Source organism: bacterium SCSIO 12844 (genome assembly GCA_024397935.1).
Taxonomy (GTDB): Bacteria; Pseudomonadota; Gammaproteobacteria; order Francisellales; family Francisellaceae; genus M0027.
In genome coordinates, this window is record CP073743.1 from 1,250,441 (window position 1) to 1,268,186 (window position 17,746).

General features: G+C 31.1%; 16 protein-coding genes. 7 read left to right on the top strand and 9 right to left on the bottom strand.

Translation table 11 applies throughout. The features are described 5' to 3' along the window. Nucleotides 1-17: 17 nt before the first annotated feature. Both KFE69_06040 and radA read left to right on the top strand, forming a co-directional pair. Nucleotides 18-2,423 (top strand): EAL domain-containing protein, encoded by a 2,406-nt coding sequence (locus KFE69_06040; GenBank protein ID UTW43648.1) that lies wholly within the window; start codon nt 18-20, stop codon nt 2,421-2,423. A 2-nt stretch (nt 2,424-2,425) separates the two neighbouring features. After that, nucleotides 2,426-3,784 (top strand): DNA repair protein RadA, encoded by a 1,359-nt coding sequence (gene radA, locus KFE69_06045; GenBank protein UTW43649.1) that lies wholly within the window; start codon nt 2,426-2,428, stop codon nt 3,782-3,784. A 4-nt stretch (nt 3,785-3,788) separates the two neighbouring features. Here radA and KFE69_06050 read toward each other — a convergent pair whose 3' ends face one another. From KFE69_06050 to KFE69_06085, 8 genes are all read right to left on the bottom strand, one after another. Beyond that, a complete protein-coding gene (locus KFE69_06050) occupies nt 3,789-4,958 on the bottom strand; it encodes a PLP-dependent transferase (GenBank protein UTW43650.1) in 1,170 nt (389 codons plus the stop codon). A 95-nt stretch (nt 4,959-5,053) separates the two neighbouring features. Beyond that, nucleotides 5,054-6,355, bottom strand: a complete 1,302-nt coding sequence (locus KFE69_06055; protein ID UTW43651.1) for an AMP-binding protein — start codon at nt 6,353-6,355, stop codon at nt 5,054-5,056. Beyond that, on the bottom strand, nt 6,345-8,024 hold the full coding sequence (locus KFE69_06060; GenBank protein ID UTW43652.1) for a thiamine pyrophosphate-binding protein: 1,680 nt from the start codon (nt 8,022-8,024) through the stop codon (nt 6,345-6,347). Before KFE69_06060 ends, KFE69_06055 begins: the two co-directional genes overlap by 11 nt. Beyond that, nucleotides 8,017-8,739: an SDR family oxidoreductase gene (locus KFE69_06065; protein UTW43653.1), complete on the bottom strand. Its 723-nt coding sequence runs from the start codon at nt 8,737-8,739 to the stop codon at nt 8,017-8,019. The genes KFE69_06060 and KFE69_06065 overlap by 8 nt, the downstream gene beginning before the upstream one ends. 14 nt (nt 8,740-8,753) lie before the next feature. Beyond that, nucleotides 8,754-8,900 (bottom strand): hypothetical protein, encoded by a 147-nt coding sequence (locus KFE69_06070; protein UTW43654.1) that lies wholly within the window; start codon nt 8,898-8,900, stop codon nt 8,754-8,756. Then, nucleotides 8,897-9,982 carry a hypothetical protein gene (locus KFE69_06075; protein UTW43655.1) on the bottom strand — a complete coding sequence of 362 codons (1,086 nt, stop codon included), beginning with the start codon at nt 9,980-9,982 and terminating at the stop codon, nt 8,897-8,899. The genes KFE69_06070 and KFE69_06075 overlap by 4 nt, the downstream gene beginning before the upstream one ends. Continuing rightward, a complete protein-coding gene (locus KFE69_06080) occupies nt 9,979-10,845 on the bottom strand; it encodes a hypothetical protein (GenBank protein ID UTW43656.1) in 867 nt (288 codons plus the stop codon). Before KFE69_06080 ends, KFE69_06075 begins: the two co-directional genes overlap by 4 nt. Next, nucleotides 10,845-12,689 carry an AMP-binding protein gene (locus KFE69_06085; protein UTW43657.1) on the bottom strand — a complete coding sequence of 615 codons (1,845 nt, stop codon included), beginning with the start codon at nt 12,687-12,689 and terminating at the stop codon, nt 10,845-10,847. The genes KFE69_06080 and KFE69_06085 overlap by 1 nt, the downstream gene beginning before the upstream one ends. Nucleotides 12,690-12,801: 112 nt before the next feature. Between KFE69_06085 and KFE69_06090 the strand changes: the two genes are divergently transcribed. The 5 genes from KFE69_06090 to KFE69_06110 all read left to right on the top strand — a co-directional run bounded on the left by KFE69_06090 (nt 12,802) and on the right by KFE69_06110 (nt 16,591). After that, nucleotides 12,802-13,281, top strand: coding sequence for a low molecular weight phosphotyrosine protein phosphatase (locus KFE69_06090; protein ID UTW43658.1), 480 nt, complete (start codon nt 12,802-12,804; stop codon nt 13,279-13,281). A 90-nt stretch (nt 13,282-13,371) separates the two neighbouring features. After that, nucleotides 13,372-13,965 (top strand): patatin-like phospholipase family protein, encoded by a 594-nt coding sequence (locus KFE69_06095; GenBank protein ID UTW43659.1) that lies wholly within the window; start codon nt 13,372-13,374, stop codon nt 13,963-13,965. Continuing rightward, entirely contained in the window at nt 13,958-14,233 is a 276-nt protein-coding gene (locus KFE69_06100) for a patatin-like phospholipase family protein (GenBank protein UTW44022.1), read from the top strand. The genes KFE69_06095 and KFE69_06100 overlap by 8 nt, the downstream gene beginning before the upstream one ends. A gap of 18 nt (nt 14,234-14,251) precedes the next feature. Further along, complete coding sequence (locus KFE69_06105) at nt 14,252-14,995, top strand: hypothetical protein (GenBank protein ID UTW43660.1); 744 nt, start codon at nt 14,252-14,254, stop codon at nt 14,993-14,995. Between the two features lie 78 nt (nt 14,996-15,073). After that, nucleotides 15,074-16,591, top strand: a complete 1,518-nt coding sequence (locus KFE69_06110) for a DHA2 family efflux MFS transporter permease subunit (GenBank protein ID UTW43661.1) — start codon at nt 15,074-15,076, stop codon at nt 16,589-16,591. On the opposite strand, the gene asd is transcribed toward KFE69_06110, so the two are convergent. Then, entirely contained in the window at nt 16,588-17,679 is a 1,092-nt protein-coding gene (gene asd, locus KFE69_06115; GenBank protein ID UTW43662.1) for an aspartate-semialdehyde dehydrogenase, read from the bottom strand. The genes KFE69_06110 and asd overlap by 4 nt on opposite strands. Nucleotides 17,680-17,746: the final 67 nt, after the last annotated feature.

Genomic DNA, 17,746 nt, shown 5'->3' on the forward strand with positions numbered 1-17,746 from the left:
GATAAAGTTTAAGCAGTATGTTTAAATCATTTCAAAGCCGCATGATTTTATTTTTCAGTTTACTGTTTATACTGATTCAGTGTGGTGTGTTGTATGCGGTGTATCAAGCATTTGAAACTCGATTGATTGATGAAGCGAAGGATGAACTAAGCTACGCTTCTCAAGTTTTTCAGAGACGTTTGGTTTTTCAAGATGATATTTTAAAAACTCAGGCTTTATTGATTGTATCGGATCGTGCGTTTCAAAATATTTTAAAAGATTATAATATCTCTCAACTATATGGCCGGCTAACTGAATTACAAAATACCTATAAAGTCGAACGAATGCTATTAATTACCGATGGTCAAATTATTATTGATACGGGTAAAGAAATTAAAGCAAGTCCGATTTCATTTATCTTAAAAAGTACACTAGAAGCAAAGATATATAGCAAAAATACAGATGCTGATGTTAACTTGATAACATTTATAAAGCTTGATGGTTTATTATATGAGTTTTATATGGTTGCAATTAATGATCCTAAAACACATAAGTGGATTTGGCTCGGTGTTGGTTCAGCAGTCATTCAAGATAGTTTACATGAATTAAATCAAAAGTTTTCAGCAAATTTAGGTGTGTTACTTTATGATAAGCCTAATGATAAGCTAGTTCAACCGACTAATCCTAATCTTGTCTCTGCAATTGGCTCAGTAAAAGGGTTATCAAAACAATCGCTTAGTTCATTTTTGAAAGAAAATGAAGTTTTATTAGAGCAGCAACAAGAAGTAAATGTAGTAGTTATTAATGGTCAAAAATATTTATCAGTGCCTGTGCATTTAGTTAAAGGTGCAGGTGATATTCATCGTAATTTAGGCATTTTATTATTATATCCATACAGTGAAATATTTAAGATGTTAAATCAGTTAATGATGAAACTTTTATTATTATTTTCCTATGGGTTGTTATTTATTGTTGTTGGTGCTTGGTTATTAGGCATAAAAATGTCTGAACCGATAAAAGAGTTAGTGAAAGTAGCACGTCAAATTGCAAAAGGAAATTATGATGTAGATTTACCAAAAAGGCGACAGGATGAGTTTAAAACCTTATCTGAAACTTTTGGTTATATGGTAAAAACGATACAAACAAGAGAAGCTGAAATTCGCCATACAGCTTTGCATGATCTGCAAACGCAATTACCTAACCGTCAATACTTTGAAGTATTGCTAGATGCAGAGTTAAAACGTTTGTCATTAAATAAAATTCAAAATATTGGGATGATGTTTATTGGTATTGGCAGACTGAATGAAATTAGTTATACCTTAGGTCATAGGATAAGTGATTTATTGATATTAAAACTTATAGGGCGTTTAAGTGCTTATGAGGGAGTGAAAGTTTTAGCCCGCTTCTCTGATGATAAAATGATATTATTATTTGAAAATCAATCAATGACTGAATTGGAAAGTGCAGCTTTTGCAATACATATACTGCTTGAAGATCCTTATCGAATACAATCGTTTAAAATTGATATTACACCCTATATTGGCTTATGTCTGATTCAAAATGTTAATTCAGATGCAAGAGCTTGGATTCGTCGTGGAGACCATGTTTTATATCGTGCTCAGTTGGGTAATCATAATGTCTTATTATATGAACCATCAATGGATCGGTTAAGCTCTGATCAGCTATCAATTATGGGCGACTTAGTTAGTGGTATTAAAAATGATGAGTTTGAATTATGGTTTCAACCGAAAATCTCTTTAACAGGGCAGCAAATATATTATGTAGAGGCGCTCGTTCGTTGGCATAGACCAAATAGAGGTTTGGTTAAACCAGAAGATTTTATTCCTTTAGCAGAGCGAACAGGTCATATTCAAAAATTAACGCACTGGGCATTAGATCAAACGTGCTTATATATTAGAAAGTGGCTTGATCAAGGATATGAAATTAAAGTAGCTGTAAATATATCATCACGAGATTTAGTAGATGAAGGGTTATTGAAATTATTAAATACTAAGCTTGATCATTATGATATCCCATCAAACTTATTTGCATTAGAAATTACTGAAAGTGATGTAATTAAAAATATCCAAAAAGCTAAGTTAATTTTAGAGGCGATTAATCATAGAGGGATTTCAATTGCGATTGATGATTTTGGTGTTGGCTATTCATCAATAGCATATTTAAAAGAATTACCAGCTAATGAGATAAAAATTGATAAATCATTTATTACAAAGCTCAATATAGAGCCTGAGTCAGTTATGATTGTTGGTTCAATTATTCAGTTGGCACATAAAATGGGATTAAGTGTTGTTGCAGAGGGCGTTGAAAGTGAGGAAGTAATTTCTCAGCTTTATCATTATCATTGTGATTATGTACAAGGATATTATTATAGCGAGCCAATTGCAGCAGATCAGTTGTTAAAATGGTATAAAAGTAATGGATAAATATGACAAAGGTAAAAACACAATATGCTTGTCAAAACTGTGGTAGCTTAAGTTCTAAATGGCAAGGGCAATGTCCTGATTGTTTAAGTTGGAATACACTAATTGAACAAGTGATGACCAAGAAAAATATGACATCGTTGTCACATAAAGGCTATGCAGGAACAGCTAGTGTAGTTAAAACATTAAGTGATGTTGAGTTAGCGCATGTTAGCCGTTTTTCATCAGGATTTTCTGAATTTGATCATGTTTTAGGCGGTGGTATTGTGCCAGGGGCCGTGACACTAATTGGTGGTGATCCAGGTATTGGAAAATCATCTATTTTATTACAAATGGCTTGTTCTATTTCAAAAACACATCAAGTTTTATATATCACAGGAGAAGAGTCCCCACACCAAGTAGCTTTAAGAGCTCACCGTATGAATCTTGAGCGTGATCGAGTAAAATTAATGGCTGAGACAAATATTGAGTCAATTATTCATGTATTTGAGGAACATAAGCCTGATGTTATGATTATCGACTCGATTCAAACGATGGCAACTGAAATGCTTCAGTCTGCGCCAGGCGGTGTTGCACAAGTACGTGAATCAACAGCGATTTTGACACGTTTAGCTAAAGAGAAAAATTGTGCTATTTTCTTAATCGGTCATGTCACTAAAACAGGTGAAGTAGCAGGTCCAAGAGTCTTAGAGCATATTGTTGATGTGGTGGTGCTTATTGAAGGTCAAAATGATGGTAGGTATCGTGTAATGCGAGCAGTTAAAAATCGTTTTGGTGCTATTAATGAATTGGGCGTATTTGCGATGACTGATAAGGGGATGCGCCAAGTTAAAAACCCTTCAGCTATCTTTTTAAGTAGAACTGAAGAAGAAATTTCTGGTAGTGTGATCATGTCAGTGTGGGAGGGGTCACGACCGTTATTAGTTGAGGTGCAAGTTTTAGTTGATGAAAATGGCTTTGGTAATCCACGACGTGTAACGGTAGGCTTAGATTATAATCGAATTTCAATTTTAATTGCTGTATTGCATAAGCATGTAAGTTTAATGCTAGGTAATTATGATGTTTTTGTTAATGTTGTTGGTGGTGTTAAAGTAACTGAAACAAGCAGTGACTTAGCTTTAATTGTTGCTATTATCTCAAGCTATAAAAATAAACCAATACCTGAGAATTGGCTTATTTTTGGTGAAGTTGGTTTATCAGGTGAAATAAGACCTGTTAGCCATGGTCAAGATCGAATTATCGAAGCAAAAAAACATGGCTTTAAAACAGCAGTCATACCCTATTCAAATAAGCCAGCTAAATCTATTGATAATATGAAAATTCTACCAGTGAAGCATGTTAGAGAATTAATTGATATTATCTGAATTATCATATCTCAAAATCTAGCTTATTATGCATCTTATTTTCTTGTGCCAATAACTGCTCAAAAGCATTTTTTATAGCGCTTAAAATATCACTACTATCTTCAATACCAACAGATAAACGAATTAAATTAGGACTAAATGGTAAGTTTTTATTATTAGATTTCAGTGAGTTAAATGTTTCTTGATGTGACATTAAACTTGGGATGCTAAGGCTAGAGTGAATGCCACCAAAATTGCGACTAATATTAAAAAATGATGAAGCATGTTCAAGCCATAAATTCGTTAAATTTGTATAGTTAAGGCTAAATGCAATCACACTGCCTAAGCCATCATAATAAATTTCATTGACTTGTTTATTTGATTTTAACCAGTTTGCAATTAATTGAGCGGAGTGTTGCTGTTGTCGCATTCGTAATCCAACAGTATCTAAGCTTCTTGATAAAAGCCAACTATCAAATGCAGTTAAACCAAGGCCATAGGTTTGTATGAGTTTATTTAATTGTTCAGATAAAATATCATTATTAACGCTAATAACGCCAGCCATAAGGTCATTATGCCCACCTAAATGTTTTGCCGCCGATTGAACAGCGATATCAGCACCGAGTGATAATGGTTGGTATAGATAAGATGAGCGTAATGAATTATCAATTGCTAGTAAAATATTTTTCTCATTAGCGATTAAAGATAACGTTTTGATATCTACTGCTTCTTGAGTAGGATTGCTAGGTGATTCAACAAATATTAGTTGTGTATTTTGTTGTAATTTTGATTGAATTACTTTTATGTCATTAGTTTGATTGTTGGTAATTGTCGATACTTCAATTTGATATTGTTCAACTAGTTGATCAATTAATAAATGACTGCCGCTGTATAAATGTTCTGAAATTAATAAATGACTGTTACTAGATAAAAGACTTAATATAGCATGGATTGCTTGAGTGCCACTAGCTAGTGCAAAACTGTATTGAGCTTTATCTAAAATGGCCAATTTTTTTTCTAAATCAGTACGATTGGGGTTAGCTTTGCGGCTATAGGTATAACCTTCACCTTGAAGATTATGGTCATAGATAAAGCAGGCATTTTGATAAATAGGTGGCTTTTCTGTTTTAATAGAAGAAGTTAATTTATTATTTTTTTTATATGAATGAATAAGCTTAGTATCTTTATGATTCATGGAGTAATCAGTTTATTGATAATGATTTAATTGATAAGTAAGATAAACTAAGTTGTTATGATTTTCAATGTTTAAAATGATTGCTATTTTCTATTTCAAATGTCAGCGGTCTCTTGAATAGTCTGTAGCTTGCCCATAGTATTTCTTATGATTTTAGCGGGTAAAAAATTTAATTGTGCATAGCTTTTATCAATAGAAGAAATAATATCCTTTTTCAATTGTTTCATATTGATTTTAGTATTTGAACTTATATAGCAAGTATAAGGCGCTAGAGAAGTATCAACATTAGAAGTGACATAAGCGTCATTAATTTCCGCTTGATTACATAAATATTGTTCTAAAATTTCTGGCTGTAAGAAAGCTAGGCCATCTTTTGATTTGAAGGCTCTATTTGATCGTCCTACAAATACTATCTTTTGATTGTTTTTTTTAATAATATCACCAGTGTGGTAGTATCGATTGGTTTGAATATTTTCACCCAGATAGCATAAAAAATTACTTTTTGTTTGGATGGATAATTTAAAGACGGAATTAGTATCAGATAATGACTTTAAATTCATATCTAAAAGTTGATCGCTATTAGTTGAAAAGCCGTCACCTGTTTTATCAATGATAAATGAGCCACAAGTCTCAGTAGTACCATAGCCATTAATGATTTTCGTTTGAAACTTTTCTTCAAATGAATGTTTTAATATTTGAGAAAGGTGTGATCCTCCTGAAAAATAAATCTTTGCTTGAGGAATCATTTGAAAGAGTTTTTCATACTCAATTGCCAGTTCAATGAATTTTGGAGAGCAAAGTACAAAATCTGGTTGTATTTGATTAAGTATCGTTAACCAGTCATGTGGTTGTTGAATATTACCAATGGTTGACTGAGCTAATTTAAATAGCGATATAATTAAAAATTTTAAGCCGCCAATTGTATCTAAAGGTGCAAATGTTAAAACCTTATCATTTGGCTTAATATTCAAACTATTAAGAAAATATTTTACAGAGTAGATAACATTTCCAAATGAATGACAAACAGCTTTTGGTAGACCTATTGAACCTGAGGTGAAAGTTACAAATGCAACTTTTTCTTTAGGCCATAGCTTTCGTGTATGCTCTAATGTAATTGGTATTGGATTTTTATCAAATAAGTCAGTACATGCATAATTTATATGATTAATCTCACATAGAAAATTATCATTTGTATCTTGGTAGATTAAAATATAGTTTCCTAGATGCTTTTTAATGTCAATTAAGTATTTTTTATCAATATGTGGTGGCATAAAAACAACACGGATTTGCTTAGTCAATGCCCAACTGATAACCTTTTCTGCTAATGATTGTGAACAACTTTGGATAATAACAACAGATATATTATTTGGGATAACCTGATTAATTTTATATGACATACTTTTCCTCAGTAATGTAAGTTTCATTGGGCGCAATGGAGTTTGGACAGCATTTTATATCAATTAAGCAGGGTTTATTTAACTGCAAAGCTTTTTTATATGTATTGGTTAATGAATTTTCATCATTAATAGTAAATGCTTCAAGTCCTAGCGCTTTGGCATAAGATTCCCAGTTGTAATTATTTAACATACGGTATTGATGGTTTATTTTAGACATGGCGTTATTATTAATGATGATATAAATAACTGCTAAATTATATTTGGCAGCAGTAGCAATTGCATTACCATTCATTAGCATACAACCATCTCCCGTAATTACAATACTAGGCTTATCAGGAAATGTGAGTTTGGCACTTATGCCTGATGCAATGGCCCAGCCCATCATGGCATTATTAATAGAAGTTAAGTATTGCTTGGGTTTATAAGCTAACCAATAATGAGCAGCAAATATACGGTGCTCACCAGAGTCAACAGAAAGTATTGTATCATTTGGACAAACTTGACGCAGCTTTTGTATGGCAACTGAAGGCCTTACAAGCTGAGTTTTTGATATTTCAGTTGGGATAAAGAATTTTGGAATTTGTTTTATATTTATAAGCCATTGTTGTCTTTGTTTTATGGTCTTATACAGGTAATTATGCTCTCTGGATAAATACTGAAACGTTGACCTTAAACAACTGACAGTCTTATCAGTTATTGGAAATTTAGCGTATTCATTGTGAATAAATTGATTAATTTGAATTATTTTAGCATATTTCTGAAAGTTATTTGACCAACATAAACTATTGCGTTGATTAAAATCAACATTAACGGCAAGGATAATTTTATGTTGCTCATCTAAGAGTGTTTGATGCGCTCGTTTATGGCCACCATAACCAAAAATTCCTAAATATAAATCATGATTTTCAGGAAAAATACCTTTACCATAAAGTGTGCTTGCAACAGGAATATGAAACTTTTCAGCAAAATCAATGAGTAGGGGTGAAACCTCATCAGCATTTGATAAGTGATCTATTAATAAAATTATTTTATGATTCTTACGTAAATATTCTTCACTTATTTTATTAATAAAGTCTGTATTGATTGAATATTTATTGCATTGATTATGTGTAAATGTAGATAGAGGCTTAATTTTTGTTTTTAAGATATCAACTGGAATTTGCAGATAAGCCGGAGATTTAGGCAGTTTATTCAGTGAGTTCGTAATATTTTTAATATGCTCTGATAAATTAGCACTTTCATTTAATATAAGTGAATTATTAGTTATATTAGAGACGATATGAAAATCTTTTGATCCATAAATACCAGGGTCTTGAAAAGCACCGTTATTTTCAAAGTGGCTAATATTACTGCCAGATATAAATAAAACAGGGCTTTTATCTTGATAAGCAGTTGAAATTGCTGCCATTGCATTCATTGTTCCAGCATTTGAGATAAATGCACAGATTCCTGGCTGTTCAGTTAATCTTGCATAAGCATCAGCCATAAACCCTGCAGATGATTCATCTGTAGCAATGATAAGCTTAAGTATTTTACTTTGTTTAACTTCTGATAATAATGGATCTATTGTGGCACCTGGAACTGCAAATACGTATTTATATTGGCGATATTCTAATAATTTAATAAACTCATAGGCTAAACTATTCATCAGTGTTTTTGTTTCAGTCATGATAAGCCCCAATACTGCCGCCGCCATCAACAAATAGTGTTTGTCCTGTGATAAAACTTGCCTGCTCATTCAGTAAAAAAGCAACAGCATAAGCAACTTCTTCAGGTAAGCCCATACGCTGCATTGGAATATGTGCAAGTAATGCTTCTCGCTTATTACTACCTTTAGGGTGATATTGTTCAAATAGTTCAGTATCGATTGGCCCTGGTGCGACAACATTAACTGTAATTCCTTTATTAGCAACTTCTAGTGCCCAAGTTCGACTCATTGCAGTAAGTCCACCTTTTGCAGCACTATAGCTAGATCTTTCTTTTTTACCTAAAATAGCGCGACTGGTAATATTAATGATTCTGCCCCAATTTTGTGCAATCATTCCAGGCATGAACGTTTGCATACTTTTAAGTGCAGGTATCAAGTTGATATTTAGAATCTCATTAAAATCATTTAAAGTAACATCAAGGATTGCTTGTGGTTTTGCATAACCAACATTATTGACAATACCATCAATATGATATTTTTCTTTAATCAGATTAAATGTGCTTTGAGCTGCTTGTGGTTCTAATAAGTCACATAGGAATAAGTCATTAAAATATTCCATTGATTTTGGTTTATTACGTGCAATACCGATAACCTGATAATTGTTGTTGTATAAGTGACGTGAGATAGCAAGTCCTATTCCTTTAGTGCTGCCAGTAACTAAAATTAGTTTACTCATAGTTAAATCCTTATTTATGCTTCCCAATAAATAAAACCGTGAAAGGCAATCAATGAACGATCAAGAATTGTTAATATGATGAAGGAAAACCATAGCACTACAAAAATATTAGCTAATGATTTTGGTAAAAATTTATTTAATAGATAATACGTTTTACTCATAAATAAACTCCTAATAAATGATATAACGGCATAAATGAAAGCAACCACAAAAATGTTGCAGTTTTTTTAATGGTTAACTCATAAAAATGAGGTAATTTTTTTAAATTTAATATATCACCAGTATTTGTATAGGTTTTGCATAAAATAACGCCGATTGCTTGATATAACCCCCATAGAATATAATGCAATGAAACTTCATGCCAAAAGCCAATAGCAATCAATGCAAAAATAACAGCAAAAATTTTAATTCTAAATGTCATGAAAACTGGCATAAACACATAATCTTTTGCCCAACGCGTTAAAGTCATATGCCACCTTTCCCAAAATTCAATTAACGAGTTTGCTTTATAAGGATGATTAAAATTTTCTTCTAATTTAACCCCCATTAACTTTGAAAAACCAAGCGCTATATCGGTTAATCCACTAAAGGAAATATAGATAAAAAGCCAAGTGAGAAAAGAAACTGCATAGAGGCTTATGATATTTTTATTGGTAATTAAGGGCATTATTTTAAAACTAATAAAATAATTAGCGATAACAACAACTTTAAAATAACCATAGATAATTCGCTCAATACTTAATGAAATATCTTCTTTTGTTATATAAGCACGTTGGATTTGTTTAGAAAAATTTTGATAGCGATGGATTGGGCCTGAAAAAATTGCTGGTAAGAAAAATTGGTAGCTAAGATAATTTAAAAAATGAATGTTTGTTATTGAGTTTTTATAAGTTTCAATTAAATAGTGTATCTGTCGACAAGTAAAATAGGCAAAACCTATAATAAGTGGTAAGGATAAATTATATTTTTGGTAGTAATATTGATAAATAATGAAAAATATAGTCAGCATGGCAATAGGTATAAAAATAAATTGGCTATTATGTCTTTTGGTGTATTGTCTTGCAGCATAATAACTTAATAAAGTTTCTATAAATAATATCACACAAGTAATAGCTGATAAGTAGTATAAAAAAATGCTGGTAATTGTGATAATAAAAATGGCTCTAAATTTAAAAGGCACTAACCAGTAGCCAATACTTAATAGTACTAAGATTAGAAATAACTGGATTTGTACATCTGTCATACTAATCCTTTACTTTTAATTTTGGATATAACCCAAGTAGAAAATAGTTTTCTACCTTTATAATTTAAATGGGCTGTATCAGTATAGTAAGAAGCATTTAAGCTTGGAAATTGCCAAACTGGGTATCCAGTGTTTTTTTGAAACTGTGAAATCCATTGTTGTATTTGTTGATTTAAGTGGTTAGGCAATAAAAATTGGTATGTTTCCTTAGCATAATTCATTTGGATAAAAACAATGTTAACACCAGAGTTTTGTAAATTTTTTAATAGTATATGATCACTAGATGAGATATTAGGTGTTTTAAATTGTTTTAAGGTATTTTTATCTTTTAATAGGGATTTAATTTTTTCATAAGATGATGATCGATAAAGGTTAATATTGGTATCAGTTTCATAGTGGCTATGAAAAGTTGTTATATGTAAGTTATCTGAAATTTTTTTGATAAATGTATGGAAGTTATTTTGTAGTGTATAAAAATAGTTTAATTCTTTAGGGTTATAAAACATATAAGGCTCAAGTTGTATTAGAAGTAATTTAATATGATTTGGGTTGCTTTGAATTGTGGTTAAAACGGTATCAATATCTTCTGGTTTAGCAAGTGGCTTTGTAAATCTAATTAATTTGATATCATTAAGACCTTTAGTTTTGGCAAATGAGTCAAAGGATTGATCAAAATAAAACCCATGTCTGACTAAGGAAGTACCAACAGTTATAACATTAGTATTCGTCGTATTTAAGCGTTTTAGTCCCCATGATAAAAATGCATCATGAGGTGTTTTGATAAGGTAGCCGCTTAACAGAAGAATAAATGATATTATGACTAATATTATTAGCCAACACCATAATGGTATTACATTTTTCATTAAGGTTTTGATTCCAGTAAGACTTTAACATCCTCTAAGTTTTTAATATTTACAATTTCTTGAAAGTTAAATTTAACATTAAATTGCTTTTCTAATTTATTAATAAAGCTTAAATGTCCTAAAGAGTCCCATAAATCAATAGTATCAGTTGAGTCTGAAAGAGAAAGACTGGATGTATTTACTTGGAATGTGTCAGCGGCAATATCAATAATCATATTATCTGAGATTTTTATAATCTCTGTTTCTAGTGAATTTTGAGGCTGAAGTAATGCTTGTAATTCAGAGTCAATTACTTTACCTGATTTACCCTTAGGCAGTTCATTAACATAATAAATATTTTTTGGAACTTGATAGGTTTCTAAGTATTCTAAACAGTGTTCTATAATAAGTTGCTTTTCAATTTTCTGATTAATAATAAGCGCTGTGGCAACATTTTCACTATGGAATTCATGTTTTTCAGCGAAGGTATAACACTCTAATATATTTGGATGCTTTAATAAAATTTCATTAATCTCATTAGGGTAAATATTTCTACCACCACTAATTATGACTGATTTGGCTCTACCGATGATCTTTACAGTGCCAGTTTTATCAATTTTGACAAGATCACCTGTCTTAAACCATATTTTTTTGGAATAGTTAATAAAGCAGTCGTTAGTTGCTTTAGGGTTATTGTAATATTGCAAAAATAAGCTTTTACCCGAAATAAGTAGCTCACCTGTGCCAGTTTTTGAATATTCATTGGATTGTTGGTCATAAATTAGTGTATCGATATCAATTGGTGTGCCAATATTATCAGTTGTATGATTGATATCAGGACCATTAAATATACCACCGCAGACGGTTTCTGTAAGTCCATAGATATTACAAATATAAAGATTAAAGCGTTGGTTTAATTTATCCCATAATGTTTGGTTTAGCTCGCCAGCAGTTGATATTATATATTTAAAGTTCTTATATGAAAAATAATCATCTTCTTGAGTAAATCTATCCACCCATGCAAGCACTGTTGGTATTGTAATAAAGTGAGTTACTTGATATCTGGATAATGAATTAAGTTGATTGTCTAAATTGTGAATTGAGAAGGGCTGATTTCTAATTAAGGTAGCGCCAATAAAAGCTGTTAATGTTGCGCCATGAATTATACCATCTGCATGACTTAGATCTAAGTTATTATAAATGATAGATTGTTCAGTATGATGGTACACTTTTTTTAATGTTTCTAAGTGTGTATATAAACTTGAATAAGTATGTGCAACAGCTTTAGGGTTATCAGTAGAGCCTGAAGTAAAAAGAATATAGGCTAATTGATTTGCATCTAATCTTTTTGGAATATCGCTTGAATGAGTTTCAGCTAAAATAGCTGGATAGGTTTTTTTATCTATTTGCTTATGCTTGAAAAAATGTAATTTTTTAGTTGGTACTATCAAAACTTTATTACTTTCTAATCTAAACTGTTGATCAAGTGATTGATCAATAAAAACTAATTGAGGGTTAATTGAAGAAAGTAGTTGGTTTATTTTATGTTTTTTGATGTCTTTAGATAGAATGATAGGGCAAAAACCTGTACAAATTGCTGATAAAAATAACTCAATTGCATACTGATCATATTGTGTAATAATAACAATTTTATCGCCCTGAGATAATTTATAGTCATTGAATAGGCTAGATAATTTATGCATTGTTTTAAGAAGATTTTTATAGGAATAGTTAGCTTGATCAGATTTAATATAATATTTTTTTTCTTGAGATTGCTTTTGTATTTCAATATACAGTCTATTTTCAAAGCGGTGTTGTTTTTCAGTTGTAGCTATATTCTTTTGATTAAGAATTAGGCTATCCATTTTAATGCCCTTATTAAATCCTTTATAATAAACAGGCTTTATCATATTATACTGAGGTAGATAAATAAAGTAGCAAAATAAAATTGAAGTAAAACAATTTAAGAGTAAGTTTATGGAGCGTATTGGTGTTTTATTTGTTTGTATGGGTAATATTTGTCGATCGCCAACAGCACATGGTATTTTTCGGCATTTAGTTGAAGAAAAAGGCTTAGAACAAACGTTTGTTATTGATTCGGCGGGAACGCATTCTAAGACTTACCATCATCAAGGTCATAGCCCAGATAGTCGATCACAAGAGGCTGCTAGATCATATGGAATTGATATCAGTGATATTACATCCCGTCAATTTGTGATTGAAGATTTTAAACAGTTTGATTATATCATTGTGATGGATCATCATAATCAACAAACAGTCTGTGATATGGCGCAAAGTGACGATGATTTAAAAAAGGTAAGTTTATTAACTGATTATATTAATAACTCTCATTATGATGAAGTACCTGACCCTTATTTTATCGGCAGTTTTGATAAGGTTTATCAATTGATAGAAGAAGGGTGTGTTCAGTTGCTTGAGTATATATTAAATAAATGATTTCAACGTAATTACCGTAATATAGCGGTACTATTTTTTCTCTAAAACTGTAACTATTAAAGTGTTTTTAATGCTTATGGGTTGCAGATTATGTCAAATTATCAGTTTATTACTTTCTCTGGTGGTGGAGCAAAAGGTGCAGTATATATAGGTGTTTATAAGGCATTAAAACAAACTAAATTTTTTGACAACATTCAGGCAGCTTCTGGCTCTTCTGCTGGTGCAATTACTGCAGCATTAACTTCGACTGGTATGAGTAGTGAGCGTTTAAAAAAAGTTAATGAAAATATCAATTTTGAAAAATTATTAGGCGATAAAACAAATTGGTATGGTATTGAACGAGATGGTAAACCACTTCATCAGTTTCTTATCAAAAACTTTAAAGTAAGTATAGAAGATTGTTTACATCATTTATTTCTGAAGCGAGAAAAAAAGTTATCAGATAAATATTTTATAAATGCTTATGAACAAATATGTAAGATTTTAAGCTGTGATAGTGAAGTATCCATTAGTAATGAGGAAAAAGAGAACAAAGTTTTTCAAGAAATTCAAACAATATTAGATAAAAATGGAGATATTACATTTCAAGATTTAGCCATATTAAATGTCTTAGATCCAAATAATTTTAAAAATTTACATATTACGGGGGTAGAGAAAAAAAACTGGAAATTTTCAAATTTTTAGTTATAAGAATACACCTAATGTTAAAATTGCTTTAGCTACTAAAGCTTCAGCTGCTTTACCTGTTATTTTACAACCAGTTAAAATTAAGGGTGTTGAATATGTTGATGGTGGTTATTATGATAATATACAAACAGAGTGTTTTAATAATTTATTTAATAATAAAGTCATTCCAATATTATTTTTTTCAAGTGAAAACAGTATTTCGTATAAGGTGGTTAATTCAAAAGGATCTATGGACTTTAGTATTGACTATGATGAACAGTTTTAAAAAGATATATTGCCTAAAATGTTTGATATTGTTGGAGGAGATTATAACTGTACAGATAAAAAAATTGAGAGCTTAAAAAGAGTAAAAAATAATTATCAAAGTGATGCTATCTTAGTTAATGTTGGTAATGTTGGTAATGTTGGTAATGTTGGTAATGTTGGTAATGTTGGGACTACTGATTTTGAGAAAGCAGATATAAAAAAAGATGAACTAGAGCTTGAAGGCTATATTGCCACAATGGACTTTCTTATAAGTAAAGATAAAAATATTAAGACTAACTGTGATACTAACAGTTATCAGCTTGAGAAGTTTTTTTTCAATAACTTTAAAGAAACGCGTAAAAGTAAGTCAGCTTTTTCATTCTATGGTTTTGATTATACAACTAGTCGTAAAGCAAAATTGATGTTTGATTTTTGTAAAGTTATTGAAAATGTTGATGATCCAGGAAAGTTAAATCAGTTAGTTGAGAATTATATTCGATTATGTTGTTTAGATCGTTCAAGTGATACTTATAAGTTATCAACTAACTCATTAAAAGTTTTAATAGAGAGTTTGAATAAACTAGATGATTCATCAGAAGTTAAGCAAATATTTAAAGATGTATTAGGTAAGAATATAAATAATCAATTTACGAAAAGTGATTTTAAAAATATAATCCCTAAAAAAGCTACTCAAAATAAATCCGTTAAATCGATTTTTTATAAAAATATTTCTAATCAAGAGAAAAATCATAATTATTTTTGTAGTAATCTATCGTATTAAATTTAGTTTGATGATTGCATCAGAAGATAAATAACATTATATTTTGTCCATAGCATTGTTAATAGTTTTTGGATCATAATGCAAGGAGCAAAACTAAATAGCTTTAATAAATGGCTTATAACAATTACAGTAATGTTAGCTGCCATGATAGAAATCATTGATACAACCATAGTCAATGTTGTATTACATGATATGGCAGGTGCCTTAGGTGCAAGTACTGAAGAGATTACTTGGGTTGTTACATCCTATATTGTTGCAGCTGCAATTTTTATGCCTTTGACTGGGTTTTTGGTTAATCTTATTGGTCGTAAAAAATTACTTATTTTAAATATTACAGGTTTTATGATTGCATCGATGTTATGCGGTTTTTCTACATCACTAACTGAAATGATCGCTTTTAGGGTTTTACAGGGTATATTTGGTGCATCTTTAGTACCATTATCACAATATATTTTACGTGATACCTTTAGTTTAGCTGAACAGCCAAAAGCGATGGCAGTTTGGGGGGTGGGTATTATGGCAGCTCCCGTATTAGGCCCAACATTAGGTGGTTATATTGCTGATTATATGAACTGGCGATGGATTTTTTATATTAATGTGCCAGTTTGCTTAATTGCTTTAGTGATGACCTTTACTTTTATTTCTGAGACACAGACTAAGCATGCAAAAGTCGATTGGACTGGATTGATCGTATTAGTTGTGGCAGTAGGCGCATTACAAATTTTCCTTGATCGCGGCAATACAGATGATTGGTTAAGTTCAAATTTTATTTTTATTTTAATGGTTATTTGGATCATTGGTTGGTGTGTCTTTATTTATCGCGGGATGACGAATTCAAAAAATATTCTTAATTTAAATGTTTTTAAAGACCGAAACTTTGCAATTTGTAACCTATTATTGGTTCTATATACCGGTGCATTATTTGGTATTTTAACGCTTCAGGCTGTGGTTATGGAATCAATTATGGGCTATACACCAGAGTTAGCTGGTTTAGTGATGGCGCCAAGGGGCATTGCTTCAGCAATATCAATGATATTATGTGTGCCACTATCTAAAAAAATTGATATGCGCATACTATTAGGTATTGGTATTGTATTTTCAGCTTGGGGTTCATATGACTTTGCATTATTGCCAATTAATGCCGATTTTTATAGTTTAATGATGCCTGGTATTGTCCAAGGTTTTGGCATGGGGTTATTTTTTGTACCATTATCAACTTTAGCTCTACAAAGATTACCAGAGAGTATGATTGCTGAAGGCAGTGGTATCTTTAGTTTTGCCAGAAATTTAGGTACTTCAATTGGCGTATCTGTAATGACTACAGTATTAACACAAACATCTCAAGCAGGTTGGAATACGATGATTGGTCATATTCGTGATGATAATCCAAATTATCATACCTGGTTGCAGGCATTTAATTGGCATGCGAGTGACCCTTTAGCGATTACAGTCGTCGGTCAAATCATTGCAGCACAGAGTACCATGATAGGCTTTATTAATAGCTGCTATTTAGGGATGATTTTTTTAGTTGTTTCGTTACCATTTGTGTTTTTCTTACAAAAATCGATTTCAACAGAAATAAGTACAGCTCATTAGATTTTATTAAGTAAAATATTTAACATTCTTCTTAATGGCTCTGCTGCTCCCCATAATAGTTGATCGCCAACAGTAAAAAGATGAATAATATTTTCACCTAAATTTGATTTTCTTAATCTACCAACGGCAATATCTAATGAGCCAGAACTAGCGACTGGTGTTAATTGCTCCAAAGTATCTTGAGGATTATTTTCAATCAATTTGACCCATGGGTTGGCATTTTTAATTAATGCTTTTATTTCATCGAGTGCTAGATTATCAGTTAATTTAATCGTTAATGCCTGACTATGCGAGCGAAGAGATGAAACACGTACACAAAGTCCATCAATTGGGATTTGCGCATTAAGTATTTTGTTCATTTCAGCACTAGCTTTATATTCTTCCTTGGACTGGCCATTAGCCATTTTAATATCAATCCAGGGAAATAAGTTAAATGCTAAACTATTAGGTAATACTTCATTAGGGAATGACGTATCTTGTACTTTATTTCGAATATGTTTTTCAAGCGTTAAAATATTCTTTGATAGATCAATATCATCCAATAAATACTGATATTGATAAATCAACTCTTTAATTGCTTTAGCACCGGCACCAGAGATGGCTTGATAAGTCATTGCAGAAATTGATTCGACTATGTTGGCTTTTAATAATCCATCAATACCGAGCATCATTAAGCTGACAGTACAGTTACTACCAATGAAATTTTTGACTCCCTTATTTAATGCTGTATCAATTTGTTTTCGATTAATGGGGTCAAGAATTAGGCAGGCATCATCTTGCATTCTAAGTGTAGATGCGGCATCAATCCAATAACCATTCCAACCTTCATCTCTTAAGGGTTGAAAAATCTTCTCTGTATATTGACCACCTTGACAAGAGATAAGTATATCCATTTGCATAAGCTTATTAATATCATAAGCATTTTCTAAAAGAGGTAAATTAATGCTAATATCAGGTGGTGGATTTCCATGTGCTGAAGCACTAAAAAAAGTTGTATCAAGATTTAAAAAGTCATTATTTTCAAGCATGCGGTTAATTAAAACAGAGCCGACCATACCGCGCCAGCCGATAATACCTAGTTTTTTCATAGATAATTTAGTTAATTATTGATGAATATTTTTATAATAAACTAATGAAGTTCTTTGTATAATGAAT

Excerpts from the sequence above, each read along its gene's own strand:
- KFE69_06040 (UTW43648.1), top strand. The coding sequence starts at position 18 with ATGTTTAAATCATTTCAAAGCCGCATGATTTTATTTTTCAGTTTACTG.
- radA (UTW43649.1), top strand. The coding sequence starts at position 2,426 with ATGACAAAGGTAAAAACACAATATGCTTGTCAAAACTGTGGTAGCTTA.
- KFE69_06050 (UTW43650.1), bottom strand. The coding sequence starts at position 4,958 with ATGAATCATAAAGATACTAAGCTTATTCATTCATATAAAAAAAATAAT.
- KFE69_06055 (UTW43651.1), bottom strand. The coding sequence starts at position 6,355 with ATGTCATATAAAATTAATCAGGTTATCCCAAATAATATATCTGTTGTT.
- KFE69_06060 (UTW43652.1), bottom strand. The coding sequence starts at position 8,024 with ATGACTGAAACAAAAACACTGATGAATAGTTTAGCCTATGAGTTTATT.
- KFE69_06065 (UTW43653.1), bottom strand. The coding sequence starts at position 8,739 with ATGAGTAAACTAATTTTAGTTACTGGCAGCACTAAAGGAATAGGACTT.
- KFE69_06070 (UTW43654.1), bottom strand. The coding sequence starts at position 8,900 with ATGAGTAAAACGTATTATCTATTAAATAAATTTTTACCAAAATCATTA.
- KFE69_06075 (UTW43655.1), bottom strand. The coding sequence starts at position 9,982 with ATGACAGATGTACAAATCCAGTTATTTCTAATCTTAGTACTATTAAGT.
- KFE69_06080 (UTW43656.1), bottom strand. The coding sequence starts at position 10,845 with ATGAAAAATGTAATACCATTATGGTGTTGGCTAATAATATTAGTCATA.
- KFE69_06085 (UTW43657.1), bottom strand. The coding sequence starts at position 12,689 with ATGGATAGCCTAATTCTTAATCAAAAGAATATAGCTACAACTGAAAAA.
- KFE69_06090 (UTW43658.1), top strand. The coding sequence starts at position 12,802 with ATGGAGCGTATTGGTGTTTTATTTGTTTGTATGGGTAATATTTGTCGA.
- KFE69_06095 (UTW43659.1), top strand. The coding sequence starts at position 13,372 with ATGTCAAATTATCAGTTTATTACTTTCTCTGGTGGTGGAGCAAAAGGT.
- KFE69_06105 (UTW43660.1), top strand. The coding sequence starts at position 14,252 with ATGTTTGATATTGTTGGAGGAGATTATAACTGTACAGATAAAAAAATT.
- KFE69_06110 (UTW43661.1), top strand. The coding sequence starts at position 15,074 with ATGCAAGGAGCAAAACTAAATAGCTTTAATAAATGGCTTATAACAATT.
- asd (UTW43662.1), bottom strand. The coding sequence starts at position 17,679 with ATGAAAAAACTAGGTATTATCGGCTGGCGCGGTATGGTCGGCTCTGTT.